The sequence below is a fragment of the Bradyrhizobium sp. SZCCHNS1050 genome (genome assembly GCF_032484785.1).
Taxonomy (GTDB): Bacteria; Pseudomonadota; Alphaproteobacteria; order Rhizobiales; family Xanthobacteraceae; genus Bradyrhizobium.
Window position 1 is genome coordinate 2,023,274 of record NZ_JAUETR010000001.1, and the last position, 20,278, is coordinate 2,043,551.

22 protein-coding genes, 2 tRNA genes and 1 pseudogene are annotated in these 20,278 nt (G+C 66.5%); 6 read left to right on the forward strand and 19 right to left on the reverse strand.

All coding sequences use genetic code 11. The features are described 5' to 3' along the window. Nucleotides 1–8 precede the first annotated feature (8 nt). The 6 genes from QX094_RS09185 to QX094_RS09210 form a co-directional block, all read right to left on the reverse strand. On the reverse strand, nt 9–782 hold the full coding sequence (locus tag QX094_RS09185; protein WP_315716337.1) for an SDR family NAD(P)-dependent oxidoreductase: 774 nt from the start codon (nt 780–782) through the stop codon (nt 9–11). Nucleotides 783–829: 47 nt separating this feature from the next. Beyond that, complete coding sequence (locus QX094_RS09190) at nt 830–1,837, reverse strand: ABC transporter ATP-binding protein (protein WP_316185486.1); 1,008 nt, start codon at nt 1,835–1,837, stop codon at nt 830–832. 14 nt (nt 1,838–1,851) lie between these two features. Next, nucleotides 1,852–2,682, reverse strand: coding sequence for a carbohydrate ABC transporter permease (locus QX094_RS09195; protein WP_316170757.1), 831 nt, complete (start codon nt 2,680–2,682; stop codon nt 1,852–1,854). 2 nt (nt 2,683–2,684) lie between these two features. Beyond that, nucleotides 2,685–3,557, reverse strand: coding sequence for a sugar ABC transporter permease (locus QX094_RS09200; protein ID WP_315751372.1), 873 nt, complete (start codon nt 3,555–3,557; stop codon nt 2,685–2,687). A 303-nt stretch (nt 3,558–3,860) separates the two neighbouring features. Next, the gene (locus tag QX094_RS09205) at nt 3,861–5,192 is read right to left on the reverse strand and encodes a sugar ABC transporter substrate-binding protein (RefSeq protein WP_316187842.1); all 1,332 of its coding nucleotides are present in this window, start codon (nt 5,190–5,192) and stop codon (nt 3,861–3,863) included. Nucleotides 5,193–5,355: 163 nt separating this feature from the next. Next, on the reverse strand, nt 5,356–6,303 hold the full coding sequence (locus QX094_RS09210) for a sugar-binding transcriptional regulator (protein ID WP_316175695.1): 948 nt from the start codon (nt 6,301–6,303) through the stop codon (nt 5,356–5,358). Between the two features lie 286 nt (nt 6,304–6,589). Here QX094_RS09210 and QX094_RS09215 point away from each other — a divergent pair, with 286 nt between their 5' ends. Next, on the forward strand, nt 6,590–6,925 hold the full coding sequence (locus tag QX094_RS09215) for a hypothetical protein (protein WP_316175694.1): 336 nt from the start codon (nt 6,590–6,592) through the stop codon (nt 6,923–6,925). A gap of 116 nt (nt 6,926–7,041) precedes the next feature. Further along, a complete protein-coding gene (locus tag QX094_RS09220; RefSeq protein WP_315716344.1) occupies nt 7,042–7,452 on the forward strand; it encodes a flagellar basal body rod protein FlgC in 411 nt (136 codons plus the stop codon). Nucleotides 7,453–7,482: 30 nt separating this feature from the next. Here QX094_RS09220 and QX094_RS09225 read toward each other — a convergent pair whose 3' ends face one another. The 3 genes from QX094_RS09225 to aqpZ all read right to left on the reverse strand — a co-directional run bounded on the left by QX094_RS09225 (nt 7,483) and on the right by aqpZ (nt 9,020). Further along, the gene (locus QX094_RS09225; RefSeq protein ID WP_316175692.1) at nt 7,483–7,668 is read right to left on the reverse strand and encodes a hypothetical protein; all 186 of its coding nucleotides are present in this window, start codon (nt 7,666–7,668) and stop codon (nt 7,483–7,485) included. A 120-nt stretch (nt 7,669–7,788) separates the two neighbouring features. Further along, on the reverse strand, nt 7,789–8,106 hold the full coding sequence (locus tag QX094_RS09230) for a hypothetical protein (protein WP_316187843.1): 318 nt from the start codon (nt 8,104–8,106) through the stop codon (nt 7,789–7,791). Between the two features lie 161 nt (nt 8,107–8,267). Continuing rightward, on the reverse strand, nt 8,268–9,020 hold the full coding sequence (aqpZ, locus tag QX094_RS09235; protein ID WP_316187844.1) for an aquaporin Z: 753 nt from the start codon (nt 9,018–9,020) through the stop codon (nt 8,268–8,270). A 951-nt stretch (nt 9,021–9,971) separates the two neighbouring features. On the opposite strand from aqpZ, the gene QX094_RS09240 reads away from it, so the two are divergent. Further along, complete coding sequence (locus QX094_RS09240) at nt 9,972–10,355, forward strand: hypothetical protein (protein WP_316185491.1); 384 nt, start codon at nt 9,972–9,974, stop codon at nt 10,353–10,355. Nucleotides 10,356–11,285: 930 nt separating this feature from the next. Here QX094_RS09240 and QX094_RS09245 read toward each other — a convergent pair. The 10 genes from QX094_RS09245 to QX094_RS09290 all read right to left on the reverse strand — a co-directional run bounded on the left by QX094_RS09245 (nt 11,286) and on the right by QX094_RS09290 (nt 18,845). Then, nucleotides 11,286–11,361 (reverse strand) — tRNA-Phe (locus tag QX094_RS09245). Between the two features lie 174 nt (nt 11,362–11,535). Continuing rightward, nucleotides 11,536–11,733, reverse strand: coding sequence for a DNA gyrase inhibitor YacG (gene yacG / locus QX094_RS09250; RefSeq protein ID WP_316185493.1), 198 nt, complete (start codon nt 11,731–11,733; stop codon nt 11,536–11,538). Nucleotides 11,734–11,784: 51 nt separating this feature from the next. After that, the gene (locus QX094_RS09255) at nt 11,785–12,414 is read right to left on the reverse strand and encodes a Maf-like protein (RefSeq protein ID WP_006613056.1); all 630 of its coding nucleotides are present in this window, start codon (nt 12,412–12,414) and stop codon (nt 11,785–11,787) included. A 180-nt stretch (nt 12,415–12,594) separates the two neighbouring features. Further along, nucleotides 12,595–13,065 (reverse strand): arsenate reductase ArsC, encoded by a 471-nt coding sequence (locus tag QX094_RS09260; protein WP_315717868.1) that lies wholly within the window; start codon nt 13,063–13,065, stop codon nt 12,595–12,597. A gap of 54 nt (nt 13,066–13,119) precedes the next feature. After that, on the reverse strand, nt 13,120–13,626 hold the full coding sequence (locus tag QX094_RS09265; RefSeq protein ID WP_315717869.1) for a UPF0262 family protein: 507 nt from the start codon (nt 13,624–13,626) through the stop codon (nt 13,120–13,122). After that, the gene (gene hisD, locus QX094_RS09270; RefSeq protein ID WP_316187845.1) at nt 13,623–14,918 is read right to left on the reverse strand and encodes a histidinol dehydrogenase; all 1,296 of its coding nucleotides are present in this window, start codon (nt 14,916–14,918) and stop codon (nt 13,623–13,625) included. Before hisD ends, QX094_RS09265 begins: the two co-directional genes overlap by 4 nt. Before the next feature lie 87 nt (nt 14,919–15,005). Continuing rightward, nucleotides 15,006–15,455, reverse strand: a complete 450-nt coding sequence (locus QX094_RS09275) for a DUF2948 family protein (protein ID WP_316187846.1) — start codon at nt 15,453–15,455, stop codon at nt 15,006–15,008. Nucleotides 15,456–15,479: 24 nt separating this feature from the next. Continuing rightward, on the reverse strand, nt 15,480–16,769 hold the full coding sequence (gene murA / locus QX094_RS09280; protein WP_315828010.1) for a UDP-N-acetylglucosamine 1-carboxyvinyltransferase: 1,290 nt from the start codon (nt 16,767–16,769) through the stop codon (nt 15,480–15,482). Between the two features lie 149 nt (nt 16,770–16,918). Continuing rightward, nucleotides 16,919–18,619, reverse strand: coding sequence for an FAD-dependent oxidoreductase (locus QX094_RS09285; protein ID WP_410052261.1), 1,701 nt, complete (start codon nt 18,617–18,619; stop codon nt 16,919–16,921). 43 nt (nt 18,620–18,662) lie between these two features. After that, the gene (locus QX094_RS09290; RefSeq protein ID WP_316165560.1) at nt 18,663–18,845 is read right to left on the reverse strand and encodes a hypothetical protein; all 183 of its coding nucleotides are present in this window, start codon (nt 18,843–18,845) and stop codon (nt 18,663–18,665) included. 353 nt (nt 18,846–19,198) lie between these two features. Between QX094_RS09290 and QX094_RS09295 the strand changes: the two genes are divergently transcribed. From QX094_RS09295 to QX094_RS34535, 3 genes and pseudogenes are all read left to right on the forward strand, one after another. Next, nucleotides 19,199–19,273 (forward strand) — tRNA-Thr (locus tag QX094_RS09295). Between the two features lie 186 nt (nt 19,274–19,459). Then, nucleotides 19,460–19,726, forward strand: coding sequence for a hypothetical protein (locus tag QX094_RS09300; RefSeq protein ID WP_316187848.1), 267 nt, complete (start codon nt 19,460–19,462; stop codon nt 19,724–19,726). 201 nt (nt 19,727–19,927) lie between these two features. Next, a pseudogene (locus QX094_RS34535) lies at nt 19,928–20,101 on the forward strand (nuclear transport factor 2 family protein); the annotation flags it as partial. Nucleotides 20,102–20,278 lie beyond the last annotated feature (177 nt).

Sequence of the window (20,278 nt, forward strand, 5' to 3'; positions counted from 1 at the left end):
ACGCGAGCTTACCAGCAAGTGTAGCCGCCATCGACAACGACGACGCTGCCGGTCATCAAACTTGCGGCTTCCGAGGCCAGGAACAGCACCACCGAGGCGATCTCCTCGACCTGCCCCATCCGTGCCATCGGGGTTCCACCGATCCAGGCGTCGTACATCCGCGGATTGCTCTTCACGAAGGCGTTCAGCGGAGTCTCGATATAGGTCGGCGCGACCGCGTTGACGCGGATGCCCCGCGCGCCCCATTCGGCCGCCAGCGACTTGGTCAGATGGTGCACCGCAGCCTTGGACGCGTTGTAGAAGCACTGCTCCTGCGGCTTGTTGACGATGAAGCCGGACATCGAGCCGATGTTGACGATGGCGCCACTGTTGGCCGCCAGCATGTGCTTGCCGAAGGCGCGGCAGCACCAGAAGGTGCCGTTGAGATTGACGTCCAGCACGTTCAGCCAGTGCTCGTCGGTGACGGTCTCGGCCGGCGTCTCGCTGCGCGCGATGCCGGCATTGTTGACGAGGATGTCGATGCCGCCGTAGCGCGCGACCAGATCGTCGGCCACCTCGTTGACCTGAGCCGAGTTGGTGACGTCCATCAGCGCGGTCTCGGTGTCATAGCCCTTGGCCTTCATCGCCGCCTGCCCGTCCGCCGCCGCCTTGGCGTCGCGATCGGCGATCACGACATGCGCGCCCGCCTCCGCCAGCGCCTCGACGCAAGCCAGGCCAATGCCCTGCCCGCCGCCGGTGACCAACGCGGTCTTGCCGTTCAGTTTGAATTTTTCGAGGTACATCGTCGTGGTCCGTTGTTGTCGTTGACGCCCGAAGGGGACGTCACCTCTCATGCGAAGATCGAATTGCCGCTCTCGTCGAAGCGGTAGATGCGGCTGGGCTCGGGCCGCAGCGTCACAGTGTCGCCGGCACTGAGTCGTTTCTCGCCGACGACGCGCACGGTGAGCGTCCCGAGCGCGCCGGCATCGACGTAGAGAAAGGTGTCGCTGCCGAGATGCTCGGCGATCACCACCTTGCCGGGCCAGCCCTCGCCGCCGTCGTCGACGACCGCGACATGCTCGGGCCGCACGCCGATCGTGGTCGCATGGTGTTTGTCCGCTTCCGCGCCGGTGATGAGGTTCATCTTCGGCGAGCCGATGAAGCTGGCGACGAACAGATTGGCGGGGCGCTGATAGAGCTCGATCGGCGAGCCATATTGCTCGATGCGGCCGGCGTTCAGCACCACGATCTTGTCGGCCATGGTCATGGCCTCGACCTGGTCGTGCGTCACGTAGATCGCGGTGGTGCCGAGCTGCTTCTGCAGCCGCGTCACCTCGAGCCGCATCTGCACGCGCAGCGCGGCATCGAGATTGGACAGCGGTTCGTCGAACAGGAACGCTTTGGGCTCGCGCACGATGGCGCGGCCGATCGCGACACGCTGGCGCTGGCCGCCGGACAGCTCGCGCGGCTTTCGATCGAGATAGGGCGTGAGGTTCAAGGTGGCCGCGGCCGCCTCGACCTTCTGGTTGATCTCGGCCTTGGGCAGCCCGGCCATCTTCAGGCCGAAGGCGATGTTGCCGCGCACGCTCATATGCGGATACAGCGCGTAGGACTGGAACACCATCGACAGCCCGCGCTTGGCCGGCGGCACATCGACGACATTGTTGCCGTCGATCAGGATCCGTCCGCCGGAGACGTCCTCGAGCCCCGCGATCAGCCGCAGCAGCGTGGTCTTGCCGCAACCGGAGGGGCCGACGAACACCACGAAGGCGCCGTCGGGAATGTCGAGATCGGCGCCCTTGATGATGTGGACCGGCCCGAACGATTTCTGCACACCTTCCAGCGTGATCCGTCCCATGGTCAGCCCTTTCGTTACTTCACTGCGCCGAAGGTCAGCCCGCGCACGAGCTGCTTCTGGCTGAACCAGCCGATGATCAGGATCGGCGCGATCGCGAGCGTGGACGCCGCCGACAGCCGCGCCCAGAACAGGCCTTCCGGGCTCGAATAGGAGGCGATGAAGGTCGTCAGCGGCGCCGCATTCAATGTCGACAGGTTCAAGGTCCAGAACGCCTCGTTCCAGGCGAGGATCAGGTTCAGGAGAAGGGTCGAGGCCAGCCCCGGGATCGCCATCGGCGTCAGCACGTAGATCAGCTCGCGCCCGATCGTGGCGCCGTCCATCCGCGCCGCCTCGAGGATGTCCTTCGGGATCTCCTTGAAGTAGGTGAACAGCATCCAGATCACGATCGGCAAATTGCCGAGGCACAGGATGAAGACCAGCCCGGTGCGGGTGTCCAGCAGACCGAAATTCTTGTAGATGAGATAGATCGGCACGAGCACGCCGACCGGCGGCATCATCTTGGTCGAGAGCATCCAGAGCAGGATGTCCTTGGTGCGCTTGGTCGGCGCAAACGCCATCGACCACGCCGCAGGGATCGCGATCAGCATCGCGATCAGGGTCGAACCGCCGGCGATGATCAGCGAGTTCAGCGCGTGGTGCAGATAGTCGCTGCGCTCCTGCACGGTGACGTAGTTCTCGGTGGTCCAGTGGAAGAACAGGAACGACGGCGGCGTCGCGAACGCCTCCAGCTCGGTCTTGAAGCTCGCCAGCACCATCCACAGGATCGGGAAGAAGATCACGAAGCCGGCCAGCCACGCGGCCACGGTCGAGATCGCGACATGACGTCCGGTGACCTTGCGCGCCATGGTCAGGCCTCCAGATTGCGGCCGACGATGCGGACCAGGAAGAAGGCGACGATGTTGGCGATGACCACCGCGACGAGGCCGCCGGCCGAGGCGGTACCGACGTCGAACTGGATCAGCGCCTGAGAATAGACCAGGAAGGCGATGTTGGTGGTCTGCAACCCCGGCCCGCCGCCGGTGGTGACGAAGATCTCGGCGAACACCGTGAGCAGGAAGATGGTCTCGATCAGGATCACCACCGTGATCGGGCGCGCCAGATGCGGCACGGTCAGATAGATGAAGCGCGACAGCGCGCCGGCGCCATCCATCTCGGCGGCTTCCTTCTGCTCCTCGTCGAGCGACTGCAGCGCGGTCAGCAGGATCAGGGTCGCGAACGGCAGCCACTGCCAGGCGACGATGAAGATGACCGCGAGCAGCGGCGCGTCGGTGAACCAGTCGATCGGCGTCAGCCCCAGCGAGGTCGCGATCCAGGCAAACAGGCCGGACACCGGATGCATCAGCAGGTTCTTCCACACCAGCGCGCTGACCGTCGGCATCACGAAGAACGGCGCGATCACCATCAGGCGGATGATGTTGCGGCCAATCACGGGCTGGTCGAGCAGGATCGCGAGGGGAATGCCGAGACCGATGGTCAGCAGCAGCACCGAGCCGACCAGCACCAGCGTATTCTGCAGCGAGGCGAGGAAGGCGGGATCGGTGAGGAAGTAGGTGAAGTTCTCGAAGCCGACGAAGCTCTCCGAGCCGGGATCGAGCAGGCTGTAATGCAGGGTCGAGAAGTAGATCGTCAGCGCCAGCGGCACGATCATCCAGATGAACAGCAGGATGACCGCCGGCGACATCAGCGCGCGGGCGAGGAGTTGCGTCTGCCTGGTGGCCATTGCCGCTGTCCATTTGCTCGATGAACACTGCCGTCATTGCGAGCGAAGCGAAGCAATCCACAATCACGGGGGACTCTGGATTGCTTCGTCGCCTTCGGCTCCTCGCAATGACCACGCCGCCGTGAGAATAAAAGCCTCGGGCACGGTGCACCTCGCCCCGCAAGCGGGGAGAGGGAGCGCACCGTCGTCCGGGCAAGAGCTCGAACAACGTTGGAGAGAAAATGCGGCCATCCCTGTGGGGAGGGATGGCCGCCAGTGATCAGCTCGGGAGGAGTTTCGTGTCGAGCTGATAACTTTGCGCGCCTATTTGATGTAGCCGGCGCGCTTCATCTCGCGTTCGGTGGAGGACTGTGCCGCCGCGAGCGCCGCATCGACGGTCATCGAGCCGGCGAGTGCCGCCGAGAACTGCTGCCCCACCGCGGTGCCGATGCCCTGGAATTCAGGAATCGCGGCGTATTGCACGCCGACGTAAGGCACCGGCTTGACCGTCGGCTTGTTCGGATCGGCGGCATCGATCGAGGCCAGGGTCAGCTTGGCGAACGGCGCGACCTTCAGGTACTCCTCGTTCTTGTAGAGCGAGGTGCGGGTGCCCGGCGGCACGTTGGCCCAGCCGTCCTTCGACGCGACGAGCTTCAGATAGTCCTTGCTGGTCGCCCAGGCGATGAACTTCTCCGCCGCCTCGACCTTCTGCGAGCCGGCGGGCACCGCGAGGCTCCACGCCCACAGCCAGTTGGCGTTCTTGCCGAGGCCGGTGTTCGGCGCCAGCGCGAAGCCGACCTTGTCGGCGACCTTCGACTCCTTCGGGTTGGTCACGAACGAGGCCGCCACGGTCGCGTCGATCCACATCGCGCATTTGCCGGAGTTGAACAGCGCGAGGTTTTCGTTGAAGCCGTTCGAACTGGCGCCGGGAGGGCCTGCCTCCTTCATCAGCTCGACATACGTCGTCAGCGTCTTCTTCCATTCCGGCGTGTTGAACTGCGGCTGCCATTTCTCGTCGAACCAGCGCGCGCCGAACGAATTCGACATCGCGGTCAGGAACGCCATGTTCTCGCCCCAGCCGGCCTTGCCGCGCAGGCAGATGCCGTACACGCCGGCCTGCTTGTCGGTGAGCTTCTTGGCGGCGTCGACGACGAAGTCCCAGGTCGGGCTTTCCGGCATCTTCAGCCCGGCCTTGTCGAACAGGTCGGTGCGGTACATCACGAACGAGCTCTCGCCGTAGAACGGCGCGGCATAGAGCTTGGCGTCGACCGATACCGCGTCCTTGATCTTGGGCAGGATGTCGCCCGCGTCATAGTCGGCGCCGAGCTTGTCGAGCGGCACCAGCCAGTTCTTCTTGGCCCAGATCGGCACCTCATAGGTGCCGATGGTGAGGATGTCGAACTGGCCGCCCTTGGTGGCGATGTCCGTCGTCACGCGCTGGCGCAGCACGTTCTCTTCCAGCGTCACCCATTTCACGGAGATGTCGGGGTTGGCCTTGGTGAACTCGCTGGTTAGGCCCTGCATCCGGATCATGTCACCGTTGTTGACGGTGGCGATCGTCAGACTCGTCTCCGCCAGTGCGGGCGCATGTGTCAGCAGCGTGGCGGCGCCCAGCAGGGCGGCAAGCGTGCTCGTCCGAGTGAAGATGGTCTTCACGGTCTCCTCCCATTCCCGCGGTTATTGAATATATGCTCACGGGCTGAGCTGATGTTCACAACACTGATCGGGCTTTGTCAAGCATGCGCCGGCGCCCACAGGTTGTGCGGCGCGACAGGAATCCGATCTTTGATAGAACAATGCGCAGCAGCGCCGCGGGCCTTCACGCCAGGATGGCGCGCGCCGTGGCCTCGTCGGTAATCAGGCCGTTGACGAGCCGCCCGGTCAGCGCGGCGCGGATGGCCGGGATCTTCGCCGGTCCCAGCGCCGCCGCGATCGTCATCGCGCGGGCCGGCACCTCGGGCGGAATGCTGGTGAGTCTGCGGTTGGTGCCGCCGGCGATCACCCTGCCGTTGGCGTCATAGGCCCACCCGGTGATCTCGCCGATGGCCCCGAGCCGCATCATCTCGGTGAGCTCGTCGCGGGTGACGAAGCCGTCGACATGCATCTGCGCCTTCTGGTCCATCTGGCCGATGCCGACCAGCTTGAGGTCGGCCTTGTCGGCGACCGCCTTGACCTTGGCGATGGCATCGAGCCGGACCATGCGGTCGCGCTCGTCCTCGGTGCCCATCAGGAACGGCAGCGGCATCGGATAATGCCGCGCGCCGGTGCGGTCGGCGAGCCGGCCGACGGTGTCGAAGAAGCTGGCGGAGCCGTCGGCCAGGATGTTGCCGACCAGCGAGACGATCTGGTGCTCGGGCCGGTCGACCGGCGAGACGCGCTCGACGGCGGCGCGCACCGCCCGGCCCGTGCCGAGCGCGATGATGACCGGCGTCTCGGCGCGCAGCGTCGTCTCCAGCAGGTTGGCGCAGCGTTCGGCGATCCCCGCTGCGCCGGCCGGCGCGGCCGGATCGGTCGGGACCACCTCGCAGTGCACCAGCGCGAAGCGCTCCTTGAGCTGCGCGGCCAGCGCCATGCACGAGGCGATCGGATGCTCGAGCCGGAACGTGATCAGCCGCTCGGCAAGGCACAGCGACACCAGCCGCTGCGCCGAGGCGCGCGACACCTGCAGCATCCGGGCGATCTCGTCCTGGGTATGGCCCGCGATGAAGTACAGCCAGCCGGCGCGAGCGGCATCGTCGAGCCGTGATTTGTCGCTGTCGCCCGCCATGACGCCGAGCCGGCCTCCCTTTCAGAACACGTCTTCCCGGCCGAGCGCGGCCCGACGCTGATCGGCCTACACTATGCCATGGCGCTCACGGCGCCGGGAACCGAGGCGCGCCACCATCCCCAGGAGGAACGCGGCAGGGTCATCCAGACCAGATCATATGCTCTGATCGTGGGCAATAGCCCAATCTCGGCAGGTTGCGCCCAGCGTCGCGGACCCTCGCTCGGCGCACGACGGCTGCGCATCCCCGAGGGATGCGGCGGCTCGGCCGGCCGCTTAGCTCGGGGGCATGGCCCTCCCCTCTCTCGTCCGCCCCCGCCGCGCCGCTCCGGTGTTCGTCTGCCGCAAATGCCTGAAGCGCAGCGATGACCCCAAAGCATTGAACAAGGCCTTGAAGAAGGCCATCAGGCACGCGCTGGAATCCCACGACAGCCCCGGCAACCGCGCAGGCGAGAAGCCGGCCCGCGTCATCGCGACGAGCTGCTTCGGCCTCTGCCCGAAGCGGGCGGTCGTGGTCACCGGCGGCGTCCACGCGGCACGCGGCGAATATGTGCTCGTCTCCGCAGCCGGGGATGTGCCCACCGCCCTGGCGATGCTGCGCGACGATCCAGACCGGCCGCGTTGAGTTCGTGATGGTGAACAAAACCTTGAGCCGGACGCTCGAGTCTCATCGGCGGTCTTGACACTTGCTTGGTGCGCCGCGGGCTTAGCTGGCGCATCACGTCATCAGCAAGCGCCGCCATGAGTCCCACCGCCACCATCGCAGTCTCCGGCATGCAAGCCGCCTCGCGCCGGCTCGAGGTGTCCGCCTCGAACGTCGCCAATGCCAGGAGCACGGGCGCGCTGCCCAATGCCGACGGCACGCTGCCGGCCGGTGCGCCGAAGGCCTACGACCCGCTCGAGCTGGTGCAGAGCGACGTCGCCGGCGGCGGCACGCAGACGACCATCACGCGTTCGAGCTCGGGTACGTCCGCGAGCTACGATCCCACCGCGCCGTTCGCCAACAAGGATGGCCTCGTCGCCGCGCCCAATGTCGATCTCGCGCAGGAGATGATCAGCCAGCTCGTCGCCAAATACAGCTTCGCCGCGAACGCGAAAGTGCTGAAGGCGAGCGACGAGATGAGCCGCACCGTGATCGACATGAAGGTGTAGGCCGGCCTCGATAGCCCGGCGACTCCCGCGTCAGCGCGAGAATACGGCGACTAGCCAGTGGATCAGCGTGGCACCGCCAATAGGCGCGACCATAAGCAGCATCATGTTGAAGCCGATCAGCACGAGCAGCAGCTTTTCACACCGCGGCGACAGCCGTCGCTTCAGCGGCTCCGGCTTCGGATCATGCGGCCAGTGGCCGGGCAAGTCGACGAACATTGCGGCCCTCACCTGTCGCTGCAGAACGCCGGAGCGGGCGGACCGGATGCCCCTGCGGACGACGAGCATCGTAGCACGGCGAGATCATGGAGACGGCCGACAGCGCGTCCTGCGCCGTGCTCACGCGGTGTCCTGACCCAGCTCGGCCAGCACCCCTGGCTCCACCAGCAGCCCCTGCCGCTCATAGCGCCCGCGCGTCCGGCTGAAGCGCACCACCACCGCATGGCGTTTGCTCTTCGCCTTGGCCCGCCGCGACAGCAGCGCGTTGCCGGCGGGCAGAAACACGAGATCGCCGAGACCGACGCATGAGAGACACGCCGGACCGCCATCCTCCATCATGAGGACATCGCCGGTCCCGCCGCAGCGATGACAGCTCCAGCCGTCCCGCGCCGGCACGATCGCCACCAGCTCCGGCACCCGGCTCGCCTTCGCTGCCACACGCTCGCGCTTCTTCTCGGAGAGCGCCGGCGAGACCCAAAATCGTGCACGCTGACAAGGCGCGCATTATCCAACAGAGCCGGCGGCGATCAAGAGCGGCGCGACCGCGGCATCGGGCCACGCGGTGACGCGGCCCGATTCAACCGCGTGAAGAGATCTTCCTAGGCGCTTTTCGCGACCGCGCCCTGCCCCGTCCGCTCGCCGGTCACCTCGCCGGCCGGCTCCGGGCTCAGCCAGCGATAGATGAAGCCGCCGGCCGCGCCGCCGAGCAGCGGCGCCACCCAGAACAGCCAGAGCTGCGCCAGCGCCCAGCCGCCGACGAACAGCGCCGGCCCGGTGCTGCGCGCCGGGTTCACCGAGGTGTTGGTGACGTGGATGCTGATGAGGTGAATGAGCGTCAGCGCCAGCCCGATCGCCAGCGGCGCAAATCCCACCGGCGCCTTGCCATGGGTCGCGCCCATGATCACGAACAGGAACATCATCGTCAGCACGAACTCGCTGAGCAGGCAGGCCCCGAGCCCATATTTGCCGGGCGAATGCTCCGCATAGCCATTGGCGGCAAAGCCGCTCGCCGTGCTGAAGTCCGGCGCCCCGCTGGCGATCGCATACAGCACGGCCGCGCCAACGATGGCGCCGACCACCTGCGCGATGATGTAGGGCACGATCAGCCCGGTCGGGAACCGCCCGCCACACGCCAGTCCCACGGTGACAGCCGGATTGAGATGGCAGCCCGAGATGTGCCCGATCGCATAGGCCATGGTCACCACGGTGAGCCCGAACGCGAGCGCCACGCCGAGCATGCCGATCCCGACATCCGGCACGCCGGCTGCGATCACCGCACTGCCGCAACCGCCGAAGGTCAGCCAGAACGTCCCGATCGCCTCCGCCACGAGCTTGTTGTTGTTGCCGTTCATCATCGCCTCCCTGGGTGCGTGTGATTGGCTGGAGCCCGCCTCTCCCGTCAATGGAGAAGATGATCACTTCGACAACCTGGAGTCAAAGGCGGATTCGCGGTCGGCCGTGGGATGCCAGTGACTTTGAGTCAGAAAGAGTCCGACCGTTCGTAGTTCGTAGGGCGGATGAACGAAGCGTCATCCGCCAGCTTACGCTGCTTGCCAACAGCCGTCGGCGCTCATTCCTGGAGGAAGCTCGTTCCTTCCGTGAACCAGCTTGATCGGCGAGAGGCTGCTCATCGAGCTTGCGGCCGACGGTCCAAGCCGACATCGATGATCCCGCATGGCGGATGATGCTCCGCTCATCCGCCCTACGTGCTATCGATTTTGCTGACATGCCGGCGAGAGCATCGGCACGTTCGCCCACGGCCAATTGTGCCAGCGCCCGTCTTCGCCGACGCAAGCGGAGGATGTCGGAGACGGGCTCGTTGTCGCAGCCGCGGATGCTTCAAGCGCGGCAAACCGGTGGTCGACATAGGTCGTGGACAGGTACCCCGCGACGGTCACCACCAGGACGACCGCAAATCCCTTGGCTGAGTCACTCCAGCGCATGTCATCACATCCCTTGTTCGGCGTGCCAGGAACACACGGGAATACTTTGACGCGCAATCGTGCAGCGGGCTGTGAGAGAGGTCACATCGACATCAAGCCGTTATGTCGGCTCCTGATCGGCCGGCTTGTTCGCGGGGGTGGGTCTCGGCGTGACGGATGCCTCGGCGTTAGTGGAGCGTCACCGTAATCCTACGAGCCGCGCGCAACGAAGTATCCGTGGCCCCGCTGGAGATTCAAAACTCATCATCGAAAATATTTCCAACAATCCTTACAATTTCGATTGACATGTAAGGATGTTTGGGATATACATTTATTACGCTACGGATCGGCCGAGCGATTTCAGAACGAAAGGAATATCGAATGGATTTTGACCCCAGGTATCAGGACGAGAAGAATGGTCCCTTGAAAAAGGAAGTACGAGATCGACTGAGACGCTTCCGCAGCCTCTTCACGCTGGCTGAGATTGGCGAAACCCTCAAATTCAGTGGGCCGTTCGTCAGCCAATTGCTGAACGAGAAGAACCCTGCGCGCGTGGACAGCAAGCATATTGAGCGCATCGTCCGCGCTATCGAGGAAGGCGAAGTGAAGCACGCGAAAAAGCTGGGACTGAACAAGCCCCCGCCTCAAAATGGCTCAGCGCCACACGCCCCTGCTTCTGACGAGAAGCAGACGCTAGACTACCACCTTGCCGCAATTGACGCGCTTGGATGGAAAATTACCGGACTTCAGCGCAAAGAAGTTTAAGCACCTAACAAACGCGGCGGGTTCACATTAAGAGCCCGCCGTTTTCGTTGCAGACTGCCGGCGAGTGATACATTTCGCGACCTGCCCATTTCTGAAGGACGACAAAGTACGTCTTGTAGCTTCGCCCGACACGCTGAGGACTACGGTGACGCTGCAGTTTTCTCGCCGCGTGGCGAGCACCAAGCAATGATTTGTCGCGCTCGGGCAGCAGTACCATCCGTACGCTCTACGTCCGGCGATCGATATGCGAGGCAAGACAGCACGCAGGCCGCAAATTCTGAATACCAGAATATTTATTGACACCACCCCCAAATCAGTGATTTTATTCCCGCCATCCTGCTTCGCCGAGAGGGGCGTATCGCGATCGTCACGGCACGTGAGGCGGGGATGCGGTGGCCGCTACTTCGTCTGGCGCTTTTTGCGCGACGACTGATGAGGTGCGGACGGCGAAGTCGCGTGGTCCTGGCGCCCCGATGCTGGCGTCAAGGTCGCGGCGTTCATGACGAGCGCAGCGGGCGACGGGGGCAACACAGCCGGTCCCCGGGGAGATCGCGTATAAGCCGTAAAGCCATCGCGCGGGGAAGGCCGGATGTTCGGCCGTACCTGTGGTTCTGCCGCGTGCTTTCTTGCTGCACGCGGACCGCGGGTGCGACCAGCACCCGGCCTTCCCCGCGCCCTCTCGTCTGACGAGGACGCCAACGGCAGCAGAGCTCGGGCCGACGCGGCCGCGAGAATGCGGCGGCATGGCTGTGAGCAAGGCTGCGATGAGCGGCAGGCTGTTTGACAGGTTTGATCGGGATCAGAGAGCGTGGCTCAAGGCGCGAGCAGAGGGGGCTCAAACGCCCGGCTTCGCCAAGAGGCTTCGCCGGGCACGCTTCGCCCGTTGGACTACAGCGCGGCTGCGCCACGCGTAGCCCAACGGGCGAAGCGTGGTGCCCAGGGGCGGAATCGAACCACCGACACTGCGATTTTCAGTCGCATGCTCTACCAACTGAGCTACCTGGGCAGGTCTCTTGAGGGGCAAAAAAGCCCGGCGAGCCGGCGGGTTATAGTCAGAGCGGGCGGCGCTGTCTACCGCCCTGAGGCGAAGTTTTCACATTCCTTTCGCAGTTGCGCGGAAGGCCCCGGGACCGCCGCCGGACGGCCGGCTGCGCTGGGGCAAAGCCATGAAAACACGGCCCTATTCGACGTCGTCCTCGTCGCCCTCGGTGGCCGGGATGACATAGGAGCCGCTGAGCCAGCGATGCAGGTCGACGTCGCGGCAGCGCGGCGAGCAGAATGGGCGGACGGCCGCGGCTGCGGGCCGGCGGCAGATCGGACAGCGGCCGGCGGGCTTGGCGGAGGCGGCGGATGGGGAGCTGGTCGATTCGTCGGACATGGCCGCTATCTAGGCGCCCGCGACGCGCGATGCACCTCCTCAAGGATGGCGTCAGACGCCGACGGTGTTGAGCCAGCCGAAGCGGATCGGAAACCCCTCGCCGGCGAGGAGCGTCGTGGTCTCGTAGAGCGGCAGGCCGACGACGTTGGTGTAGGAGCCGACCATCTTGACCACGAACGAGCCGGCGATGCCCTGCACGGCGTAGCCGCCGGCCTTCCCCCGCCATTCGCCGGAGCCGATATAGGCCTGGATGTCGTCCTCGCTGAGCCGCTTGAAGCGGACGCGGGTCTCGACCAGGCGCTGGCGGAACGCCTCCTTCGGCGTCACCAGGGTGATTGCGGTGTAGACGCGATGGTTGCGGCCGGACAGGAGGCGCAGGCACTGCGAGGCCTCGTCGACCAGATTGGCCTTCGGCAGGATGCGGCGGCCGACCGCGACCACCGTGTCGGCGGAGATGATGAAGGCGCCGCGCAGCTCGTCGTCGAGCTGGACCGATTTGAGCGCGGCATCGGCCTTGGCGCGGGCCAGCCGGTTGGCGCAGGCGCGCGGCAGCTCGCCACGCTTCGGCGTCTCATCGACGTCGGCCGGGCGCAGCGCGTCGGGCTCGATGCCGGCCTGATTGAGCAGCGCCAGACGCCGCGGCGAGCCGGATGCAAGAACGATTTTGGGACGGCCGAGCATGCTGATTTCGCTGGGGGATTCGGAAGCGGCGGGGCGTGCGCGCGGAACCTATCGGAAGGGCTGCCATTCCACAACCCGAAGGCTGCGACAAGCTGCGACGGGCCTGCTCTACGGCCCGAATTTGAGCGGGGGACGACGTTGGTATTTCGGTTCGATGACACCTGCGGTGGAACCGGGAACCTACAGGCCCGCCGGACCGGGCTTGCCGAAACGCTTGCGGATCCGCGTGAACAGCCCGTCGCAGACCTCGCGATAGGCCGCGAGCTTCTGCTCGCGATTGCCGTCGGTGCCGGTCGGGTCGGGCGTCGGCCAGTATTCGACGTCGGCGGCGATGGTGCGGGTCAGCTCCAGGGCCTTGTGATGGGCCTCGGGCGAGAGGGTGATGATGAGGTCGAAATTCAGCCCCTCCCAGTCCTCGAGCTCCTCGAAGGTGGTCGGCTTGTGCTGCGAGATGTCCTGGCCGAGCTCGGCCATCACCGACACCGCGAACGGATCGAGCTCACCCTTCTTGACGCCGGCGGAGCGGACATAGAGCGCCTGCGGATACATCTGGCGCAGCAGGCTCTCGGCCATCGGCGAGCGGACGCTGTTCTGGCCGCAGGCGAACAGCACCGCCTGCGGCTGGCGCGCGCGCGGCGGCCCCTCGGCCATGCGCCTAGGCGCCCTTGGCCGAAAGCTGGGACGCGCGCGTGGCGGCCCGCGGCATCACTGGCCCTCGCCCTTCCAGTGCAGCACCGTGATCAAAGTGAACAGCCGGCGCGAGGTCTCGAAATCGACCCGCACCTTGCCCTTCAGCCGCTCCTGAAGGGTGCGCGAGCCCTCGTCGTGGATGCCGCGGCGGCCCATGTCGATGGCCTCGATCTTGTCCGGCGTCGCGGTGCGGATCGCCTGGTAGTAGCTGTCGCAGATCATGAAGTAGTCCTTCACGATCCGCCGGAACGGCGACAGCGACAACAGATGCGTCACGACCGGCGTGCCGTCCTCCTTGCGGATGTCGAACATCAGCCGGTTGGCGGTGATACCGAGATGCAGGGTGAAGGGACCGGCGCCGTCGGCACCCTCGGGCGCGAACAGGTTCTCCTCGACGAGGTCGTAGATCGCGATCGCCCGCTCATGCTCGATGTCCGGACCGGAGCGGCCGATCGACTCCTCGTCGAGCGTCACCGCCACGATGCGATTGGTCCGGTCGTCGCCTGGCGGGTGCTGGGTCATGGCAGATTGAGGCGTATTCCCACGGAGCGTGAATGGGCGTCGAGACCCTCGGCCTTGCCCAGTGTCATCGCCGCTGGCCCCAGCGCGCGCAACTGCTCGGGGCCGCATTTCAACAGCGACGTGCGCTTCATGAAGTCGAGCACGCCGAGACCTGAGGAGAACCGCGCCGAGCGCGCGGTCGGCAGCACGTGATTGGAGCCGCCGACATAGTCGCCGATCGCCTCCGGCGTGTGCGCGCCCAGGAAGATGGCGCCGGCATTGCGGACACGGGCCGCGAACGCGTCGGGATCGGCCGTCATGATCTCCAGATGCTCGGCGGCGATGGCGTCCGCCAGCGGCACGGCCTGGTCGAGATAATCCACCTCGATGATGGCGCCGAAATCGGCCCACGACGCGCCGGCGATCGCGGCACGCGGCAGGGTCTTGAGCTGGCCCTCGACGGCGCGGGCGACATCATCGGCCAGGCGGCGGCTGTCGGTGATCAGGATCGATTGCGCGCTGGCGTCATGCTCGGCCTGGGCGAGCAGATCGGCGGCGATCCAGTCGGCATTGCCGCTGTCGTCGGCGATGACCAGCACCTCGGAGGGGCCGGCGATCATGTCGATGCCGACCTTGCCGAACACCAGCCGCTTGGCGGCGGCGACATAGGCGTTGCCCGGGCCGACGATCTTGGCGACCGGGGCGATCGTCGCGGTGCCATGCGCCAGCGCGGCCACGGCCTGGGCGCCGCCGACGCGGTAGATCTCGGAGACGCCGCCGAGATGGGCGGCGGCCAGCACCAGCGGATTGAGCTTGCCGTCCGGCGTCGGCACCACCATCACGAGCCGGTCGACGCCGGCGACCTTGGCGGGAATGGCATTCATCAGCACCGAGGACGGATAGGCCGCGGTGCCGCCGGGGACGTAGAGACCGGCGGATTCGATCGCGCTCCAGCGCCAGCCGAGCTCGACGCCGGCTTCGTCGGTGAAGCGCTGGTCGGCCGGCAGCTGCTTGAGATGAAAGGCCTCGATGCGGCCGCGGGCGAATTTCAGCGCATCCAAGGTCGCGGCGTCACAGGCCTTGAAGGCGGCCTCGATCTCGGCGGCCGTCACGCGCAGCGAGGAGGCATCGAGCTCCAGCCGGTCGAACTTGCGCGTCGCCTCGAGCAGCGCCGCATCGCCGCGCCGGGCGACGTCGTCGACGATGGCGCGGGCGGCGGCTTCGACGTCGGCGGAGGTCTCGCGCTTGGCGGCGAGAAACTGCCGAAACTGAGTGTCGAAATCGGTGCTGGCGCGGGACAGGCGAATGGGCATCTCTGGCACTTTCCGAAGGGGTGGCTGCCCCCGACCCCCTGCTCAATGGCGCGGCAGCGCGGGGCCGTCAACCCTTTGAACCGGCGCCTACCCGGTCAGCGGCGGACCGCCATCGATATCGCTGGTGCCGAGATCGTCCTCGCCAAGATCGGTCAGCTCGCATTCGAGACATTCGACATCGAGCCGCAATGCGCCGCCATGGGAGAACAGCAGCAGCGCGCTGCCGGCGGGCGGCTCGGCGCCGGCATGGAATTCGATGCCGATCAGCTCCAGCACGGCCGCGGGCGCGGCGAGGTCGATGCGGCGCGACTTGCAGGCCAGCACCCGGTCGAACCGCAACGCCGCGAGCAGCCGGCGCGGCTCGCTCTCACCATGCAGCGCCTGATCCCAGTCGAGCCGGTTCATGCCGATCACCAGCCGCTTCTCGGCCTGGCGCCAGATGATGTCGGCCGCCTGCACCCGCGCGTCCTGTACATGGGCCGAGATGACGGCGAGATCGTCGGCATCGAGCGCGATCAGTTTGAGCCGGTCGGTCACGGTCTCATCCTCTTGGCAGCGCCTTCACTCGCGGATGCGCTCGATCGTGGCGCCGCAGGCCTTCAGCTTGTCCTCCAGCCGCTCGAAGCCGCGATCGAGATGGTAGACGCGATTGATCATGGTTTCGCCTTCCGCAGCAAGCCCGGCAATGACCAGCGACACCGAGGCGCGCAGATCGGTCGCCATCACGGGCGCGCCGCGCAAATGAGAGGTGCCCTCGATCCGCGCGGTCTCGCCGTCGAGACTGATACGCGCGCCGAACCGTGCGAGTTCCTGCACATGCATGAAACGGTTCTCGAAGATGGTCTCGGTGATCGCCGAGGCGCCCTGCGCGCAGACCATCAGCGCCATCAGCTGGGCCTGCAGGTCGGTCGGAAAGCCGGGGAACGGCGCGGTCGTCACCTGCACCGGGCGGATGCCGTGGCCGTTCCTGACGACACGGATGCCCTCGGCGTCGCTCGAGATCTCGGCGCCGGCCTCGGTCAGCACGTCGAGCGCGGACTGCAACAGCTCCGGGCGCGCGCCGGCGAGCCGGACATCGCCGCCGGTCATCGCCGCGGCGATCGCATAGGTGCCGGCCTCGATGCGGTCGGGCAACACGGTGTGACGCGCGCCGTGCAGCGACACCACGCCCTCGATCTCGATGCGTGGCGTGCCGGCGCCAGAGATGCGCGCGCCCATCTTGTTGAGACATTCGGCGAGATCGGTGATCTCCGGCTCGCAGGCGGCGTTGGTGATGACGGTCGCGCCCTTGGCGAGGCTCGCGGCCATGACCGCGACATGGGTGCCGCCGACGGTGACCTTGGGGAAATCGATCGTGCCGCCGCGCAGGCCGCCCGGCGCCTTGGCGACGACATAGCCGGCATCGATCTCGATGCTGGCGCCGAGCTTTTCCAGCGCCATGATCAGGAGATCGACCGGCCGCGTGCCGATGGCGCAGCCGCCGGGCAGGGACACCCGCGCCTCGTGCATCCGCGCGAGCAGCGGCGCGATCACCCAGAAGCTGGCGCGCATCCGCGACACCAGCTCATAGGGCGCCGTGGTGTCGATGATGTTGGCCGCCGAGATCTGCAAGGTCTGCCCCTGGTATTGGCCATCGCCGGGACGCTTGCCGACCGACATGATGTCCACGCCGTGATTGCCGAGGATGCGCTGCAGCTGCGCGACGTCGGCGAGGCGGGGGACGTTGTCCAGGATCAGCGTCTCCGGCGTCAAAAGACCCGCGATCATCAGCGGCAGGGCGGCGTTCTTCGCGCCCGAAATCGGGATGGTGCCGCGAAGTGGGTTGCCGCCGACGATGCGAATGCGATCCATGCTGGTCCTGTGGGGCTGGCCGGGAAATTGGGCTAAGGTCGGCGCAACAGGACCGACATTACGGCGATTTGATGAGTTCGCAACGGCAGGTCGCAGCCGCCGGGAATTCATCCCCTGACGGTACGGCCCCCGCGGCGGAAAGGCGCGAATCAGACCGGCGGGACCAGCGCATCGGCCAGAAACCCGTGCAGCGCGGCGACGACCTGGGCCCCCTCGCCGATCGCACCGCCGACGCGCTTGACCGAGCCGGAGCGGACGTCGCCGACCGCATAGACGCCGGGCACCGAGGTCTCGAGCGGCGACACCATCCGCCCGGCATTCTGCTCCGACTGCGCCCCGGTGACGACGAAGCCGGCGCGATCGAGCGTGATGCCGCAGCCGTCGAGCCAGCCGGTGGCGGGATCGGCGCCGACGAACAGAAACAGATTGCTGATGTCGGCCGGCGTCTCTTCGCCGGACAGCCGGCTCTTCAAGGTGATGCGTTCGAGGCCGGTGTCGGCCCCGCCATCGAGCGCGACGACCTCGGTGTTGAACAACAGCTCGATGTTCGGCGTCGCCTCGATGCGCTCGATGAGATAGCGCGACATCGACGCGGCAAGCCCGCCGCCACGGATGATCATCCGCACCTTCTTGACGTGCCCCGACAGAAACACCGCGGCCTGCCCCGCGGAATTGCCGCCGCCGACGAGGGCGACCTCCTGCCCCGCGCACAGCCGCGCCTCGATCGGCGAGGCCCAGTACCACACGCCGCGCCCCTCGAACTCCTTGAGCCGGGCAAGATCAGGCCGGCGATAGCGCGCGCCGCTGGCGACCACCACCGAGCGCGCCCGCACCTCGTCGCCGCCCTCGAGCGCCAGCACGAAGGCGCCGGCCTTGCGCTCGCAGTCGAGCGCATTGACCGACACCGGGATCATGATCTCGGCGCCGAACTTCTGCGCCTGGTTGAAGGCGCGCGCGGTCAGCGCGAGGCCGGTGATGCCGGTCGGGAAGCCGAAATAGTTCTCGATGCGCGCGCTGGCGCCGGCCTGGCCGCCGAACGCACGCGAGTCCAGCACCGCGACGGAAAGACCTTCGGAGGCGCCATACACCGCCGTGGCAAGGCCCGCCGGCCCGCAGCCGACGACCGCGACATCGTAGATCTTCTCGCCGCGCGGCCCGCCGATCATCCCGACGGCACGCGCCAGCTCGGTCTCGCTGGGATTGCGCAGCACGCTGCCGTCGGACACCACCACCAGCGGCAGCTCGGCCGGGGTCGGCGAATAGCGCGCGATCAGGTCGGCGGCGTCGTGATCGACGGCGGGATCGAGCAGATGGTGCGGAAAGCCGTTGCGGGTGAGGAAGCTCTGCAGCCGCGCGATCGCCGCCGATTGCGGCGGCCCGATCATGACCGGGCCGCCGGCGCCGCCCTGAATGAGATTCACACGGCGCAGGATCAGCGCCCGCATGATGCGCTCACCGAGCTCGGCCTCGGCGATCAACAGCGCGCGCAACCGTTCGGGGCGAATCAGGATGACCTCGACGTCGCCCTCGGCATGGCCATCGACCAGCGCGACGCGGCCGGAGAGCTGGGCGATCTCGGCCAGAAACTGCCCTGGCCCCTGGTCGATCACCGGGGTGACGTGACCGAGGCCGTCACGCTGGGTGATCGCGACATGGCCTTTGAGGATGACGAACATGCCGGGGCCGGGCTTGCCGGTCTCGAACAGCAGCTCGCCGTCACGATAGGTCTGGATCTCGCCGAAGCCGCGCAGGCGCGCGATCTCCTGGGGCGTCAGCTCCGGAAAAGTCTGGTCGAAGCGCGGCAGCGTCTTCGCGAGCTCCGCCCGTTGTGCCGCCGCATCCGCCGTCATCCCTTCATCCGCTGCCATCACGCCCACCCCGCCTGCCATCTGCTCAATGCTTCGAATCGTCCCGGCCGTCGGCAGCGGCCTCGTCCAAGCCGTCCTTCTCGACCGTCACCGCCTGGCTGCGCTCGCGGCTCTGCGCCTTGCGCCGCTTCAGGTTCTCGCGCAGCGCCTGCTTCAGCCGCTCCTCGCGCGCGCCCTTCGGCGCCGCCTTCCCGGTCTTATCGGTCATCCCCTTCCTCCGGTCACCCCATACCAGAGGCACAATTGGGGCCGCAGGTGCGAAAGCCAAGAGGCGTTGGCGATGCAGACGGTAGGGTTCCGCCCGGCCGGCCGTCGCCTGCCCGGATGGGGAGTTGCCGCTGCGCCCCGGGCATTGGGGACGCCAAGGGCGACCAACCGCGAAAATCCGCCGCGAAAGGGCGATTTCGTTCCGATTCGGAGGTCTTTCGCTCCGTTTCGATACATCACGCTGACGTCTTTCCCGGAAAACCGGGCGAGCCGCGCTTGCGCAGGCGGGGACCTTGTGGCAAGAACCGCCCGCGTTCGGTCGCGGCTTTCGGGCCGGTCCCCGCCAGTCCCTTTGCTGCCGTAGCTCAGTGGTAGAGCACTCCCTTGGTAAGGGAGAGGTCGACAGTTCAATCCTGTCCGGCAGCACCAGGGCGTTCTTCCCCAAACATGATCTTCGGCGACGCCTCGGGACCACAGGCCACGCGCAGATGCACGTCGTCGGCCTCGCGGCGCAATTTGCGTCCGAGCTCTGCTGCAGCACCGCCCTCTCCGGAAATCGAGGGCGCAGGGAAGGCCGGGCGCTGGCCGCGCCCGTGGCCCGCCTGCAGAAAAAGAATGCAGGCGGCAGTCACCACAGGTCTGGCCGAACACACCCGGCCCTCCCTGCGCAATGGCTTTACGACTTATACGCGCTCTCCCTGGGGACCGGGCTTTGTTGCCCCCATCACCCGCGATGCACTGACGCACATCAGCGAGCTTGACCTCAGCATCGGGAGGCCAGGACCACGCGACTTCACCGTCCGTATCGAAGTTGTTCGTCCGCTCGCGAATGCGCGCTGCAACTCCGACCCGGCCATCGCATCCCACACCCAACGCTCGTGACGACTCGCGAACGCCCCTCTTCGATGAGCACGGGACGGCCGGAAATGTGCAGGTGATTTGCCCGACGGCACAAGGGGAATGGGTGCGGCAGAGTGGCACGACGGGCAGTTTCAGCAGAGCTGGGATACGGGCGGCGGAGGGGGCTTTGTTTGGTGCAGCGTCACCGTAATCCCAGCGTCACCGTAATCCCCGGACGGGACCGTCCTCGACCGCGCCGGCTTCCTGCGGCAAGTCGCCCGGAAGTCGCCGGTCACCGAGATTTCCGGCAGCGACATCCAGATCAGGGTCCTTGGAGACATCGGTGTCGTGAATGCACGCACGCACTTCACCAAACCCGACGGAAGCCGGGGGACTGGCTGCTACACGGACGTCTAATGGAAGCGTGGCGACCGCTGGCGTTGCATTTCCGTTTCGCGCAACTGACGTGGAAGCACGGCGGTCGTACCTTGCGGTCGGGCGCCCGCGAGACAGATCGAGATTGGTTTGATCTTGCCTGTCATGAGATTGCCTCAACAGAGTTGCCGAGGCGATCAATCATGAATGAGGATAAAC